Below are 14,767 nucleotides of genomic sequence, written 5' to 3' on the forward strand. Positions count from 1 at the left end.
TAGTTCAGCCTGATGAAGATAAGGCTAGCCAAGTTGGGTGAAAAAGTCATATGAAAAAGCCCATGCTGTTCACAGCATGGGCTTTTAGTTGGTTCAGTGTGATCGGGCGGTTATTGTAACAGTGAGATATCTGCTGAATAACTGAAGACCTGATGTAACTGCTGAAGAATAGCCTGTCGGTTAGCGCGCACTGCAGCATCGTCAACATTGACCATGACTTCATCAAAGAACGCATTAATGACCGTATTTAAATCGGCTAGCTCAATTAAGGCTTGCTGATAATTGCCTTGGTCAAACAGTGGCGTGACCGTACTTGTTGCTGAAACCAACGCGTTGGCTAAGGCTACTTCTGCGGTTTCACTGAGCAGGGCATTATCAATGTCTGCTGGAATGTCGCCTTCAACTTTCGCAAGAATATTACCAACACGCTTGTTGGCTGCGGCAAGATCGGCTGCTTGTGGCAACGTTTTAAAATGACTGACGGCTTTGATGCGAGCATCAAAATCAGCTGGCCTTGTTGGGCGTTTGGCTAATACAGCCTGAATGACATCTGCTGTGACGCCTTGTTCTTGATACCAAGTGCGGAAGCGACCGAGAGCAAAACCAACCACATCATTGACCACGTCGGCGTTTGACAGTTGTTTGTCAGCGTAGGTCGAAAGCGCAAATGTTGCTAAGTCAGCGAGATCCAATGGCAGTGACTTTTCGACCATAATACGAAGTGCGCCAATGGCAGCACGGCGTAAGGCAAACGGATCCTTATCACCTTTGGGGGCTTGGCCAATGCCAAAAATACCCACAAGCGTGTCAACTTTTTCTGCAATCGCCAGCGCACAACCGATTTCTGTTGATGGCAATTGGTCGCCAGAGTAGCGCGGCATATATTGCTCATTAAGAGCGATTGCCACTGATTCAGGCTCATTGTCATTGCGCGCATAATGCATGCCCATTACACCCTGAACATCAGGGAACTCCATGACCATTTCGGTCATTAAGTCAGTTTTGGCAAGCAATGCTGCACGTTCGGCTTCGAGCTTGTTGGCGTTTAGCGCTTCGGCAATGTGACCGGCTAATAGAGCAACGCGTTCCGATTTATCTTTCAGCGTGCCTAGTTTTTGTTGGAAAACCACGGTGGCTAAACTGGCGATGCGAGACTCGAGTGTTTTCTTTTTGTCAGTTTCCAAGAAGAAGCGCGCGTCGGCAAGGCGAGGGCGAACGACTTTTTCGTTACCAGCAATGACTTGAGATGGATCGGTACTTTCAATGTTCGATACAAAAATGAAGCGCGGCATGAGCTCGCCTTCTTTGCTTAGCATCGGAAAGTACTTTTGGTTATCCTTCATGGTGTAAATGAGGGCTTCTTTTGGCACCTCGAGGAAGTCATCTTCAAAACTACCCACAAAGGTGACTGGCCACTCTACTAACGCCGTCACTTCATCAAGTAGCGCCTCGTCAATGTCAGCAACCCCGCCTTCTGTTGCCGCTGCGGCTTCAACTTGCTGCTTAATAGTGGCCTTACGTGCCGCGAAGTCGGCAACGACTTTGCCTTCAGTTTCGAGCTGCGCTAAGTAACTATCGGCGTTGTCGATGCTGATTAAGCCTTCACTGTGGAAGCGGTGACCTTGTACTAAGCGATTTGATTGGATGCCCAATACGTTGGCCGGCACGATGTCGGCACCATAAAGAATGGTAATGGTATGCACCGGACGAATGAACTCGGTGTCATAGGCGCCCCAACGCATTGGCTTTGGAATCGGTATTTGTTTAACGGCCAGATTAACCAGCTCGGGTAATAAGGCTTGAATGCTCGCACCTTTCACCTCTGCACGGTGAAGTAACCACTCACCTTTGTCCGTTTTTAAACGCTGAGCTTGATCTATGGTGATGCCATTACCGCGCGCCCAACCCAGCGCTGCTTTGGTTGCTTCACCATTTTCATCAAATGCGACGGATACTGATGGGCCGCGTTTCTCTTCCACGCGATCAGGTTGCGCTGATTCTAGCGCGTCAACCAACACACCAATACGGCGTGGGCTGGCAACCCATTTTACGCTGCTAAAACCGAGGCCGGCTTTAGTTAACGCAGCTTCAAAAGCACTCGCAAAAGATGAGGCGAGTTTAGGTAACGCTTTCGGTGGCAGCTCTTCGGTGCCCAATTCAATCAGGAGGTTTTCGGTGTTCATTAGTTGTCTCCCTTGGTGGCACTTGCATCGGCCGATTTGCATAGCGGGAAGCCGAGGGCTTCGCGTGCTGCGTAATAAGCTTCAGCAACAGCTTTGGCTAACGCCCGAACGCGTAAAATATAACGTTGACGCTCAGTTACTGAAATTGCATGGCGGGCATCGAGCATGTTGAACGCATGGCTTGCCTTCATCACTTGCTCATAGGCAGGAAGTGGCAAACCCGCTTCAATCAGTTTGTTGCTCTCGGCTTCGCACTGATCGAATTGGGCAAATAAAACGTCTGTATTGGCGTGTTCGAAGTTATAGGTTGATTGCTCAACTTCGTTCTGATGGAACACGTCGCCGTAGGTCACTTTACCCAGTGGACCGTCTGTCCAAACCAAGTCATAAATGGAATCTACGCCTTGCAGGTACATCGCAATACGCTCGAGTCCGTAGGTGATCTCGCCGGTGACAGGCTTACACTCAATACCGCCAACTTGTTGGAAGTACGTAAATTGAGTTACTTCCATGCCGTTGAGCCAGACTTCCCAACCAAGACCCCAAGCACCAAGCGTTGGCGATTCCCAATTATCTTCCACGAAACGAATATCGTGAACGTTGGTATCTAAGCCAAGCGCACGCAGTGAATTCAAATACAGATCTTGAATATTGTCTGGTGATGGCTTCAGTACAACCTGAAATTGATAGTAGTGCTGAAGGCGGTTTGGGTTTTCGCCATAGCGACCGTCGGCTGGACGGCGGCAAGGTTGCACGTATGCGCTGCTCATTGGCTCGGGGCCAATTGAACGCAAAAAGGTTTGAGGGTGGAAGGTGCCAGCACCTACCTCCATGTCCAATGGCTGAACTATGGTACAGCCCTGCTTAGCCCAATAATCCTGCAGCGCGAGGATCAGGCCCTGGAAGGTTGAAACGTCGTATGCCTGTGTCATGCCTGGATGGTTCCAAGAGAGTTAACGAGAGATTAAAAAAAGACCGTAAGTATACCGTTTGAACGGCGATGAATGTAGGCTAACTTCAACTCCAAGGGTGGTTAATTAGTAATTTGAGGTGAAAAATGACCGTATTGCACAATCAAGGTGACTGCCATTGGCCCGGAACAGACTCACAATATCGGGCCTACCATGATCAACATTGGGGTGTTGCCGAATACAACAGCCAGCAGCTGTTCGAAAAATTGTGCTTAGATGGTCAGCAAGCAGGCCTTTCGTGGCTAACGATTTTACGGAAACAAACGAATTTCCAACTCGCTTTTGCCAATTTTGATCCGGCCATTATTGCCAAATGGGGCGATGCTGAAGTCGATGTCTTGATGACCAATGCGGGCATCATTCGCTCGCGCGCAAAAATCAATGCGATTCTAACGAATGCCCGCGCTTACCTTCAGATCGAAAAGGGCAACGGCGAATTTGCTAAATGGCTGTGGGGATTTGTCGGGCATCGGCAGATTGATATGGCGCTGATAAAAGAGAGCGAGATGCAAACTGAGTCGGCTGAATCTGTCGTTATGGCTAAAGCGTTAAAGAAAGCAGGCTTCAAATTTGTAGGCCCAACGATCTGTTATGCCTTTATGCAAGCGGTTGGAATGGTCAACGATCACCTGGTGACATGCCATTGTTACGAATCTTGCAAACCCAGTGTTTATCCTTGGTAAGGCTATGTTTCACGTGAAACACAAGGCTGCAAAAAAGAGCGTGAGCTAGCTGGCGCCTTTTTGAATCCAATACCTGTAGGGCGCGGTCGCAACGTCTTTCTGAATGAGACGATGCTCCATAAATTCGCAGAAACTCGGAATGTCGCGCGTGGTGGAAGGATCATCGGCGGTTACCAATAATATTTCACCTGCAGCCATATTCCGCACTGTTTTACGAACCATCATGACGGGCTCCGGACATCGTAAGCCGATGGCATCAAGGCGTTGATGTTCAGTTGGGAGAGGTGATGTTTCAGTCATGGCTCAGTCGTTCAGCTGAAAGGGAACCCGATCATATCAATTTGAGATCAGAAGAAAACTGAAGCAGCGCAAAAGCAATAGAAAAAACGTAAACAAAGCAGCGCACTGTAACGCCTGCTGGCGAGAAGTGCGCTAAATGCAGTGTTATTTTACCCGTTCAAACACAGTGGCTATGCCTTGTCCTAAGCCAATGCACATGGTGGCTAAGCCAAATTGGGCATCTTTTGCTTCCATCAGGTTAAGTAACGTGGTGGAGATGCGTGTACCTGAACAGCCCAGCGGATGACCCAAAGCGATGGCGCCACCGTTAAGATTGATCTTGTCATCAACCACATCGAGCAAGCCCAAATCTTTTACGCAAGGTAAGCTTTGTGCTGCAAACGCCTCGTTCAATTCAACGACATCCATGTCGGCCACGGTAAGACCTGCACGGGCCATTGCCTTTTGCGTGGCGGGCACTGGGCCGTAACCCATGATTGATGGATCGCAGCCAGCCACTGCCATGCTTCGTATTTTCGCTCGAACAGGAACGCCAAGCGCAGCGGCTTTTTCAGCTGACATGACCAACATGGCTGAAGCGCCGTCGGACAACGCCGAAGATGTACCCGCGGTAACGGTGCCATTAACGGGATCGAAAACAGGTCGCAACGCAGATAAGGTTTCGACAGTTGTTTCTGGCCTAATCACTTCGTCGGTATCGAATAGGCTCAATGCGCCATCGGCATTGTGACCTTCGGTGGCATAGATCTCTGCGGCAAAGCGGCCTTCAAGGGTCGCTGCATGTGCGCGTTGGTGAGAGCGCGCGCCAAATTCATCTTGTTGTTGACGACTAATACCATGCATTTTGCCGAGCATTTCTGCGGTCAAGCCCATCATGCCCGCCGCTTTGGCAACTGATTTTGCCATGCCGGGGTGGAAGTCGACACCATGACTCATTGGTACATGGCCCATGTGTTCGACGCCCCCAACAATAAACACATCGCCCATATCAGTCATGATGGCGCGTGCCGCATCATGCAACGCTTGCATGGAGGAGCCACATAAGCGATTAACCGTGACGCCTGCTACCGACTTGGGCAGTTCGGCGAGCAAGCTGGCATTGCGCGCAATATTGAAACCTTGCTCTAAGGTTTGTTGCACGCAGCCCCAAATGACATCTTCAACATCGTTTGGGTCGAGATTTGGATTCCTTACGAGCAGCCCCTTAATAAGGTGAGCTGACAAGTCTTCGGCCCGGACATTACGAAACATGCCTTGTTTAGATCGGCCCATCGGTGTGCGAATGCAGTCAACAATAACAACATCTTTCATGATTAACGTTCTCCGAATTACTGTTTGTTGCTGGCTGCTTGAGCCGTTAAATAAGTGCGACCACTGGCGGCGAGTTGACGCATACCTTCGGTGACTTGATACAAAGGACCTAAGTCGGCTAATTCATCGGCCATGGCGATAAAGGTTTGAAGCCCAACGGTTTCCAGATAACGGAACACGCCGCCTCGGAATGGTGGGAAACCTAGGCCGTAAACCAAGGCCATGTCGGCTTCGGCAGGGCTGGCCACAATCCCTTCTTCGAGGCAACGAACAGTCTCGAGCACCATAGGGACCATCATGCGCGCAATGATTTGTTCGGCGGAGAAGTTTGTCGGCTGAGGCTGTTGCACCAGCTCGATTGCATCCTGACAGATCTGCTTTTTAGGCTTCCCTTTACGATCGATGGTGTATTGATAGAAACCGGAGCCATTTTTCTGACCAAAGCGTTGTTGTTGGTACATCAAGTCAATCGCATTGCCCGGTGTTGCACTCATGCGTTCAGGAAAGCCTTCTTCCATAACCGCTTGGGCGTGGTGGGCAGTGTCGTTCCCGACCACGTCCAGTAAGTAGGCAGGGCCCATAGGCCAGCCAAACTGATTTTCCATGATCTTGTCGACCTGTTGAAAGTCGGCGCCGTCAGCCAATAATTTAGTAAAGCCGCCGAAGTAGGGGAACAGGACTCGATTGACAAAAAATCCAGGACAGTCATTAACCACGATAGGCGACTTGCCCATCTTGGCGGCCCAAGCGACAACGGTGGCGATTGTTTCTGCTGACGTATGTTCGCCTCGAATGATTTCTACCAAGGGCATACGGTGCACGGGGTTAAAAAAGTGCATGCCACAGAAACGACTCGGGTCGCGCAAGCTTTGTGCTAACTGGTTAATTGAAATTGTTGAGGTATTCGAGGTAATCACACAGTTGTCTGTAACATTGCCCTCGACTTCAGCAAGGACGCTCGCTTTGATCTTCGGATTTTCAACCACGGCTTCAACCACAATATCGGTATGCTGCAACGCCGCGTAATCAAGCGAAGGGACGATATTATTGAGCACTGCGGCCATCTCGGAGCCGGAAATTCGACCTCGCTCCAATTGCTTATTCAGTAGCTTACTCGCTTCAGTGAGGCCGAGTTCAAGCGCACTTTGCTGAATGTCTTTCATCACCATTGCGGTACCGCGGCTGGCGCCTTGATAAGCAATACCACCGCCCATAATACCGGCACCCAGCACGGCGGCTGACTTGACTGGCGTGGCGAGCTTGGTCGCCTGTTTGGCTAGGCCTTTAATATGCTGATCGCTGAGGAAAATGCCAACCAAGGCTTGAGCAACTTCACTTTTAGCCAATTTGATAAAGCCAACCTGCTCATTAGCGAGTGCTTGCGTGCGGTCGCATGAGGCCGATTGTTCAATGGTTGAAACGGCCATCATCGGAGCTGGGTAATGGGGACCGGCTTTCATGGCGACCATCCCTTTAGCCGTAGTAAAGCTCATTACCGCTTCGGTACGACTCAAATGAAGGGGCGTCAGTTTGGCCTGACGCCGAGTTTCCCAGTCGAGCTTTCCTGCGATGGCATCTTGCAGCATGGCGGTGGCCACTGCGGTCAATTTTTCGGGGCGGGTTACGGCATCAACGGCGCCAACTTTTAATGCGTCGGCGGCCTTGTAGTTCTTACCCGTGGTGATCCATTCAAGGGCATTATCAGCGCCAATTACGCGAGGTAAGCGAACGGTGCCGCCAAAACCGGGCATGATGCCCAGTTTGGTTTCTGGTAGCCCGATCTTGGCGGATTCATCGGCCACCCGAAAATCGGTTGAAAGTATGGTTTCCATGCCACCGCCCAAGGCAAAACCTGACACCGCACTGATTGTTGGAACCGGCAAATCTTCGAGCTTATTGAAGATGTCGTTGGCCATAGTCAGCCAGCCGGCAAGCTCTTCATCGGGCAGGGCGAAGAGCCCTAAAAACTCAGTAATATCTGCGCCGACGATGAAGTTATCTTTGTTGCTGGTGAGCAGCACACCTTGTACATCATGATTTGCAGCAATGGCATCAATGGCTTGGCCGAGCGTATTTAAGGTGGCTTTATCGAGTTTATTGACCGATCCGGGAGCATCAAAGCATAGCTCAGCAATCCCTTGCGCAAGCAAGGTTACCCGGATTGAATCCGATTCAAATATCATGCGTGTCTCCAGCATTTTGCAGTGCCTGTTTCAGGCTTATTGTTGTGTAGGGGGAGCGTACCAAATTAACTGGTCAAACCAGATGTTTGGTCGTTAGTGTTGTTGAGTGTGGTCGAAAATTCAACTGCTTTTTAAACGGCTGTTTAATTTTTTGATCGGGGTAACATCAAATAACAAGGGGCCGTTGCTGTGGTATGGTATGCCGGTTTCTTCTCGTTCTGTTTTTGGAAGCGATTATGTCCAGTTTAGAGGCGACTTACGCCAATCACATTGAAACCTTGCAACGTCGTACTGCTGAAGCCCTAGCGCGTGCAGGCTTAGACAAACTCATCATTCACTCTGGCCAAACAAAGCGACAATTTTTGGATGATATGGATTACCCGTTCAAGGTGAATCCGCATTTTAAAGCTTGGTTGCCGGTGGTTGATAACCCCAACTGTTGGCTGGTCGTTGACGGAGTGAGCAAGCCTAAACTTATTTTCTATCGGCCCGATGATTTTTGGCATTTGGTGCCAGAAGAGCCGCATCAATTCTGGGTCGAATCGTTTGAGTTAGTGCTGTTATCGCAGGCCGACCAGGTGTTTCGTCATTTACCGCGTGACATGGCCAACATGGCATATATCGGCGAGTATGTTGAAGTTGCCGAAGCGCTCAGTATTGGTCATTTCAACCCTGACGCGGTGCTGAGTTACTTACATTATCACCGTGCCTATAAAACAGATTACGAACTGCTATGCATGCGCGAAGCCAACCGCATTGCGGTTAAAGGGCACGAAGCGGCACGTCAGGCATTTCTTGATGGTGACAGTGAGTTTGATATTCACTTGTCTTACCTTGAAGCGGTTGGCCATGCAGAGCATGAATTGCCTTATGGCAATATCATCGGCCTTAACCAAAATGCGGCTATTTTGCATTACATGCATCAACAGCACACGGCGCCTAAGGAGCACTTGTCGTTTTTGATTGATGCAGGCGCAACCTATAACGGTTATGCCGCAGATATTACCCGAACCCATTGTTACCGAGGCCACGGCACTTTTGCTGAGTTGCTGGCAGCAATGAATGAGCTTGAACGTGGCTTAGTGGCTCGCGTTAAACCAGGTCAAAGTTATGTTGATTTGCACATTGACGCTCACCGTCGAATTGCCGCGTTACTCAATGCGTTTGGTATTGTCGAAATGGAACCCGAGCAGATGTTGTCTGAAGGTTTGAGCCGAACCTTCTTCCCCCATGGTTTAGGCCATTCAATTGGTTTACAAGTGCACGATGTTGGCGGCTTTATGGCTGACGATCGCGGCACTCACGTTTCTGCACCCGATGAACACCCGTTTCTGCGCATGACCCGCAAAATAGAAACGCGCCAAGTGGTGACAATTGAACCTGGGCTGTACTTTATTGACTCGTTGTTAGAAAAACTCAAAGCGACCAAACACGGCGATGCGGTGAACTGGAAGTTGATTGATGCCTTGCGCCCTTATGGCGGCATTCGCATTGAAGACAATGTAATTGTCCATCAGTCTGGCCCAGAAAACCTCACCCGTGATTTGGGCTTGAATTAACCCGCCCGTGTCGAAACTTACTTACTGGCGCCCCGTGGCGCCAGCTGAAGCTGAAATTGAAGTCAAAAACTCCCGCTTCATTGCCTATTTAGAGCCTGTTGAAAATTTACAACAAGCTGATCAGGCCAAGGCAAAAATTCGCGAACTTCACCCCAACGCGCGCCATCATTGCTGGGCGCAATTGGTCTCTGCGCCGGATGACGTTCATGGCGCTGGCGCGAGCGATGACGGCGAGCCCGGTGGCACTGCTGGTCGCCCGATGTTAGCCGTGTTAACCGGTAAGCCGGCAGGCTACTTGATGGTCATGGTGGTGCGCTATTTTGGCGGCGTGAAATTAGGTACCGGTGGTTTGGTGCGCGCCTATAGTGGGGCGGTGCGAGCCGTGTGTGATGTGGCCCAGTGGCAGCAATGCTTACCGATGGCTAAATTTCAGCTGGTACTTTCCTATTCCCAGCACCAAAGTGCGCTGCATTTGTTGAATCAGTTGAAAGGTGATGTTTGCACAAGTGATTTTACCGAGTTGGTTCAATTGAGTGTGCAATTACCGCAAACTGAGGAGGTTGAATTCACGCGTCAATTAGAAGAAATGGGCGCTGGCTCGATACAAATTAAGCGACTCGACTAAAGGCCCCTTGCTTGCGGCTGCAATTGTCTTCACACTTGCTACTAATAACTAACAAGACCAACAAACTGGCGCACCGCCTCTGTAATTGAATTTAATGGATTTTCGTTCTCTTGGCCGCATCTTAGGGATCCTCGTCACCATCTTTAGTGTGACCATGATTCCGCCCGCTCTGGTTTCCCTCTATTTCAAAGATGGTGATGGCCTGGCGTTTACGTTGGCGTTTTTCATCTGCTTGATCATCGGCTTTGCCTTTTGGTTGCCGAATCGCAAAGCCAAAGCGGACTTAAAAGCGCGCGAAGGCTTTTTGATTGTGGTGCTGTTCTGGACCGTACTGGGCGCCGTGGGTGCCGTTCCCTTTTTAATCAGCAACTCTGTTGAAATGAGCACTGCTGATGCCTTTTTCGAATCATTTTCTGGCTTAACCACCACTGGCGCAACGGTATTGTCGGGGCTCGATGAGCTGCCCAAAGCGCTGTTGTTCTATCGCCAGCAGCTGCAATGGTTCGGTGGCATGGGGATCATCGTGTTAGCGGTGGCTATCTTGCCGTTGCTTGGTGTTGGTGGCATGCAGCTTTATCGTGCAGAAACGCCGGGGCCAGTGAAAGATTCGAAAATGACCCCGCGAATTGCCGATACTGCGCAGTATCTTTGGTACATCTACCTGTCGCTTACTGTGGCATGTGGCTTGGCCTACTACCTTGCCGGTATGACATGGTTTGATGCCATTTGTCATAGTTTCTCAACCATTGCGATTGGTGGATTTTCAACGCACGACGCCAGCATGGGCTATTTCGATAGCGCGGCCATTAACCTGATTTGCGTGGTGTTCTTGTTAATTTCCGGCGTTAACTTTGCCTTGCACCACGCTTTTGTGGTGACGCGCTCGCTCGGTATGTACTGGCGTGATCCAGAGCTGCGTGGATTTTTGGCCATTCAAGGCGTATTGGTGCTGACCTGTTTCTTGGTTCTTTTTGGCGACCGGGTGTATGGAAGCGTTGGCACCACCATCGATCAGGCACTATTCCAAGCTGTTTCAATTAGTACCACGGCAGGTTTCACCACCACCGACTTTGCGGCGTGGCCGCTGTTTTTGCCTATCTTGCTGATGTTTTCATCGTTTATTGGCGGCTGTGCTGGCTCGACTGGCGGTGGCATCAAAGTCATCCGTATTCTATTGATGAACTTGCAGGGCATGCGCGAATTAAAACGATTAGTGCACCCAAAGGCGATTTATTCCATTCGGTTAGGGCAAAAACCTGTTTCTGAACGCGTGATGGATGCGGTATGGGGCTTTTTTGCAGCGTATGCCTTGGTATTTGTGGTGATCATGCTGGCGTTGATGGGCAGCGGCATGGAAGAGGTTAGTGCATTCTCGGCAACGGCGGCAATGCTCAACAACCTTGGGCCTGGGCTGGGGGAAGTCGCATTGCATTATGGTGAAGTGGCTGACTCCTCAAAATGGCTGCTTATCATTGCCATGCTATTTGGCCGTTTGGAAGTGTTTACCCTGCTGGTGCTGCTGACACCAACGTTTTGGCGCAATTAAGGATTTACTATGCCGTTAAAGGTGTTGCTGATTTTCACCTCAAGAGAAGGTCAGACCGATAAAATAACTCAGACTATGGCCGAGCAACTTGAAGCGTTGGGGCATCACGTGGAGCGTCGACTGCTTACGGCCAACACGGCGCCGATGAGTGATTTGTCTTCATTTGACTGGGTTGTGGTGGGTGGCTCCATTCACTACGGCAAGCACGAAGCGTTTTTAGCGAATTTTATTCAGCGCCACTTGAGCGGTTTAAGCCAAACGCAAACGGCATTCTTCTCCGTAAATTTAACAGCCCGAAAAGCTGATAAAAACACGCCTGAAACTAACCCTTACCTCAACAAGTTTTTGTCTCAAGTTGGCTGGGTGCCAACGCGCACGCAAGTGTTTGCAGGTGCGCTGTTGTATAGCCAATACAATTGGCACGACAAGCTGATCATTCGCTTTATTATGTGGCTGACCAAAGGCAATACGGACACCAGTAAGGATATTGATTACACCAACTGGCCATCCGTTAAAGCTTTTGCCAGAAGCTTGGTCGAATAGCGCGAGCTTGGCGTTATTTCGCCCAAAACCTTGGTAGCAATAAGATAACCACCGTGGTTATTTCCAGTCGTCCAGCTAACATGCCAAAACCGAGCGCCCACTTGGCTGGATCGGGCAGGCTGGCAAAATTACCTGCTGGCCCAATAATCTCGCCTAACCCAGGCCCAACGTTGCACACCGCGGTAACGGCACCAGTCAACGATGTCATCACATCAAGCCCTTGTACGGCTAGAAATAGCGCCAAAATTACAATGGTGAACACGAACAAAAACAACAGCGTGAGTACCGATGTGATGACGTCATCATCGAGCACGCGCTGGTTGTAACGGGCAACGAATGTACCGTGAGGGTGGATTAGGCGCCGCAAGTGCCGCGCCATGACTCGCCAGGCCACCTGAAAGCGGAATATTTTGATGCCGCCTGCGGTTGAGCCAGAACAACCACCACAAAAGGTCAGAATGAAAAACACCATGGCGGCAAATTGGCTCCAAGCACTGTAGTCCGTTAAGGCGAAGCCTGTTGTGGTAATGACTGAAATGGTATTAAACAGACTCAGCCGAATAGCGTCTAACCAATTGAATTGTTGCGCCCACGAGAGGTGAATAGCCAGCATTAAACTGCTAATTAATACGAGCTTGGCGTAGCCAAGGATCTGTTCGTCGTGCCACGGCCGCCAACTGCGGCGGCGTATGGACTGCACGAAAATCAACAATGGAATTCCACCAACAAACATGAACAAACTGCCCACCCAGTGGCAAGCCTCGGGAAAGGCCGCCATGGAGCTATCCGACGTTGAATAACCGCCGGTGGATAATGTGGTTAGTGAATGATTAAACGCATCAAACCATGACATGCCAGCGAGCCGATAACAGAGCAAACAAAGCAGGGTAAGCCCACAGTACGCGCCAAACAGCAGCCGAGCATATTGCTTCAGGTGAGGGATTTGTTTGTCGCTCCAATCTGACGATTCGGTTTGAAACAGCTTCATCCCGCCAACATTTAAATACGGCAAAATGCCGACGCCCATGACGATAAAGCCAATGCCGCCAGCCCACTGCAGCAACGAGCGCCAGGCTAAAATTGCTGGCGAGTGATTAGCCAAATCAGATAGTACGGTTGAGCCCGTGGTTGTCAGGCCGGATATGGTTTCAAAAAAAGCGTCAGTAACCGAAATGTGTTCCACCAGTACTAATGGCACTGATGCCACTAAAGCCATAAACAGCCAGATGAGGGTGGTTAGCAGAAACATATCGCGCGGCCGCAACCGCGAATTAAGTGGCGTTGGCCGAAACTTGGCAATGCCTGCCAAAATACCACCGAGTGCTGCGGTGAGGCCGGTAGCAATTAGAAAATCGAAGCTCGAATGGTCGTCGAAATACCAGCCGACCGACACTGGCACTAGCATGAGCAGCGCCAGCTTTGAGAGAAACAACCCTTGCACCAAGATCAGCAAGCGAAGGTTGAGCATGTTGGCCTCTGCTAGAAGAAGAAAAACGGGCTAGGTTCGAACAGCCGCTCTACATCGGTAATGTACTTCTTATCAACCAAGAACAAGATCACGTGATCATCTTGCTCAATGCGGGTGTCGTCGTGGGCAATGAGTACCTCTTCGCCACGCACAACTGCGCCAATGGTTGTGCCCGGTGGCAGTTTGATTTCACTGATCATCCGGCCGACTACTTTCGATGTTGATTTATCGCCATGGGCAATGGCCTCAATGGCTTCTGCTGCGCCGCGACGTAGTGAATAAACGTTAACAATGTCGCCTCGGCGAACATGGGTAAGTAGTGATGAAATGGTGGCTTGCTGTGGTGAAATAGCAATATCAATATCGCCACCTTGCACCAAATCGACGTAAGCGCCGCGTTGGATCAGCACCATCACCTTGGCCGCGCCCATCCGCTTGGCGAGCATGGCCGACATGATGTTGGCTTCATCGTCATCGGTTACGGCAATGAATAAATCCGTTTGATCAATGTTTTCTTCGCTGAGTAGCTCTTGGTCTGACGCGTCACCGCAAAAGACCGTGGCCTTTGCCAGCTCTGAGGCAACGTATTCGGCGCGCTGAGGATTACGTTCAATCAGCTTGACTGACGGATGGGTTTTCTCCAACGCTTGCGCTAGCCCTAAGCCCACGTTACCGCCGCCAACAATAATTATTTTCTGGTACGTTTTTTCCAGCCGCTGTAACTCGGCCATCACGGTACGGATGTATTTGCTATCGGCAATGAAAAAGACTTCATCATCGGCTTCGATAATAGTCGTTCCCTGCGGCCGAATGGGGCGCCCTCGCCGGAAAATGGCGGCAACTCGGGTATCAATGTGCGGCATGTGTTCACGCAGCGTTGATAGCGCATGGCCCACTAGCGAACCGCCGTAATAGGCCTTTACTGCCACTAAGCTAGCCTTGCCTTCGGCAAACTCCATCACCTGCAAGGCGCCCGGACATTCAACCAAGCTACGAATGTAATTGGTGACCAATTGCTCTGGCGCAATAAGGTAGTCCACGGGTACGTCTTGGCTTTGGAATAACTTTTCTTTGTACTTTAGGTAGTTAGGTGAACGGATCCGAGCGATTTTAGTGGGAGTATGAAACAACGAGTAGGCAACCTGGCAAGCGGTCATGTTGATTTCATCGCTGTTGGTCACGGCAATCAGCATGTCGGCATCTTCGGCACCGGCTTTTTCCAAAATATCTGGATGAGAGCCGTGGCCTTCAATGACTTGCAAGTCAAAGCGATCCTGCAGTTCACGTAGGCAAGTTGTGTCGCAGTCGACCACGGTGATTTCATTTTTCTCACCGACTAGGTTTTCTGCCAGCGTACCGCCAACTTGGCCAGCGCCCAAGATGATAATCTTCATG

12 protein-coding genes are annotated in these 14,767 nt (G+C 50.3%); 5 read left to right on the forward strand and 7 right to left on the reverse strand.

What is annotated here, in order from left to right; translation table 11 throughout:
* Positions 1 to 110: 110 nt before the first annotated feature.
* Positions 111 to 2,183: a glycine--tRNA ligase subunit beta gene (glyS, locus tag K0504_RS17135; RefSeq protein WP_220105384.1), complete on the reverse strand. Its 2,073-nt coding sequence runs from the start codon at positions 2,181 to 2,183 to the stop codon at positions 111 to 113.
* Entirely contained in the window at positions 2,183 to 3,115 is a 933-nt protein-coding gene (gene glyQ, locus K0504_RS17140; protein WP_220105385.1) for a glycine--tRNA ligase subunit alpha, read from the reverse strand. Before glyQ ends, glyS begins: the two co-directional genes overlap by 1 nt.
* A 125-nt stretch (positions 3,116 to 3,240) precedes the next feature.
* On the opposite strand from glyQ, the gene K0504_RS17145 reads away from it, so the two are divergent.
* Positions 3,241 to 3,837 (forward strand): DNA-3-methyladenine glycosylase I, encoded by a 597-nt coding sequence (locus K0504_RS17145; RefSeq protein ID WP_220105386.1) that lies wholly within the window; start codon positions 3,241 to 3,243, stop codon positions 3,835 to 3,837.
* Between the two features lie 45 nt (positions 3,838 to 3,882).
* Here the strand turns inward: K0504_RS17145 and tusA are convergent, their stop codons facing one another.
* The 3 genes from tusA to fadB all read right to left on the reverse strand — a co-directional run bounded on the left by tusA (position 3,883) and on the right by fadB (position 7,631).
* Positions 3,883 to 4,137 carry a sulfurtransferase TusA gene (gene tusA / locus K0504_RS17150; RefSeq protein WP_220105387.1) on the reverse strand — a complete coding sequence of 85 codons (255 nt, stop codon included), beginning with the start codon at positions 4,135 to 4,137 and terminating at the stop codon, positions 3,883 to 3,885.
* 144 nt (positions 4,138 to 4,281) lie between these two features.
* Positions 4,282 to 5,448 (reverse strand): acetyl-CoA C-acyltransferase FadA, encoded by a 1,167-nt coding sequence (fadA, locus tag K0504_RS17155; protein WP_220105388.1) that lies wholly within the window; start codon positions 5,446 to 5,448, stop codon positions 4,282 to 4,284.
* 17 nt (positions 5,449 to 5,465) lie between these two features.
* Complete coding sequence (fadB, locus tag K0504_RS17160) at positions 5,466 to 7,631, reverse strand: fatty acid oxidation complex subunit alpha FadB (protein WP_220105389.1); 2,166 nt, start codon at positions 7,629 to 7,631, stop codon at positions 5,466 to 5,468.
* 236 nt (positions 7,632 to 7,867) lie between these two features.
* Here fadB and pepQ point away from each other — a divergent pair, with 236 nt between their 5' ends.
* The 4 genes from pepQ to hemG all read left to right on the forward strand — a co-directional run bounded on the left by pepQ (position 7,868) and on the right by hemG (position 11,904).
* Entirely contained in the window at positions 7,868 to 9,190 is a 1,323-nt protein-coding gene (gene pepQ, locus K0504_RS17165) for a Xaa-Pro dipeptidase (RefSeq protein WP_220105390.1), read from the forward strand.
* Positions 9,191 to 9,197: 7 nt separating this feature from the next.
* Positions 9,198 to 9,815: a YigZ family protein gene (locus tag K0504_RS17170; RefSeq protein ID WP_220105391.1), complete on the forward strand. Its 618-nt coding sequence runs from the start codon at positions 9,198 to 9,200 to the stop codon at positions 9,813 to 9,815.
* A gap of 94 nt (positions 9,816 to 9,909) precedes the next feature.
* Positions 9,910 to 11,361 carry a TrkH family potassium uptake protein gene (locus K0504_RS17175; protein ID WP_220105392.1) on the forward strand — a complete coding sequence of 484 codons (1,452 nt, stop codon included), beginning with the start codon at positions 9,910 to 9,912 and terminating at the stop codon, positions 11,359 to 11,361.
* A gap of 9 nt (positions 11,362 to 11,370) precedes the next feature.
* On the forward strand, positions 11,371 to 11,904 hold the full coding sequence (gene hemG, locus K0504_RS17180; RefSeq protein ID WP_220105393.1) for a menaquinone-dependent protoporphyrinogen IX dehydrogenase: 534 nt from the start codon (positions 11,371 to 11,373) through the stop codon (positions 11,902 to 11,904).
* Positions 11,905 to 11,917: 13 nt separating this feature from the next.
* Here hemG and K0504_RS17185 read toward each other — a convergent pair whose 3' ends face one another.
* A complete protein-coding gene (locus K0504_RS17185; RefSeq protein ID WP_220105394.1) occupies positions 11,918 to 13,372 on the reverse strand; it encodes a TrkH family potassium uptake protein in 1,455 nt (484 codons plus the stop codon).
* An 11-nt stretch (positions 13,373 to 13,383) separates the two neighbouring features.
* Positions 13,384 to 14,766: a Trk system potassium transporter TrkA gene (gene trkA, locus K0504_RS17190; protein ID WP_220105395.1), complete on the reverse strand. Its 1,383-nt coding sequence runs from the start codon at positions 14,764 to 14,766 to the stop codon at positions 13,384 to 13,386.
* Position 14,767 lies beyond the last annotated feature (1 nt).

Origin of the sequence: Neiella holothuriorum (assembly GCF_019457915.1) — a bacterium.
Classification (GTDB): domain Bacteria; phylum Pseudomonadota; class Gammaproteobacteria; order Enterobacterales; family Neiellaceae; genus Neiella; species Neiella holothuriorum.

What these genes read in the sequence shown, in the direction of transcription:
- glyS (WP_220105384.1), bottom strand. Translation starts at nt 2,183, where the DNA reads ATGAACACCGAAAACCTCCTGATTGAATTGGGCACCGAAGAGCTGCCA.
- glyQ (WP_220105385.1), bottom strand. Translation starts at nt 3,115, where the DNA reads ATGACACAGGCATACGACGTTTCAACCTTCCAGGGCCTGATCCTCGCG.
- K0504_RS17145 (WP_220105386.1), top strand. Translation starts at nt 3,241, where the DNA reads ATGACCGTATTGCACAATCAAGGTGACTGCCATTGGCCCGGAACAGAC.
- tusA (WP_220105387.1), bottom strand. Translation starts at nt 4,137, where the DNA reads ATGACTGAAACATCACCTCTCCCAACTGAACATCAACGCCTTGATGCC.
- fadA (WP_220105388.1), bottom strand. Translation starts at nt 5,448, where the DNA reads ATGAAAGATGTTGTTATTGTTGACTGCATTCGCACACCGATGGGCCGA.
- fadB (WP_220105389.1), bottom strand. Translation starts at nt 7,631, where the DNA reads ATGATATTTGAATCGGATTCAATCCGGGTAACCTTGCTTGCGCAAGGG.
- pepQ (WP_220105390.1), top strand. Translation starts at nt 7,868, where the DNA reads ATGTCCAGTTTAGAGGCGACTTACGCCAATCACATTGAAACCTTGCAA.
- K0504_RS17175 (WP_220105392.1), top strand. Translation starts at nt 9,910, where the DNA reads ATGGATTTTCGTTCTCTTGGCCGCATCTTAGGGATCCTCGTCACCATC.
- hemG (WP_220105393.1), top strand. Translation starts at nt 11,371, where the DNA reads ATGCCGTTAAAGGTGTTGCTGATTTTCACCTCAAGAGAAGGTCAGACC.
- K0504_RS17185 (WP_220105394.1), bottom strand. Translation starts at nt 13,372, where the DNA reads ATGCTCAACCTTCGCTTGCTGATCTTGGTGCAAGGGTTGTTTCTCTCA.
- trkA (WP_220105395.1), bottom strand. Translation starts at nt 14,766, where the DNA reads ATGAAGATTATCATCTTGGGCGCTGGCCAAGTTGGCGGTACGCTGGCA.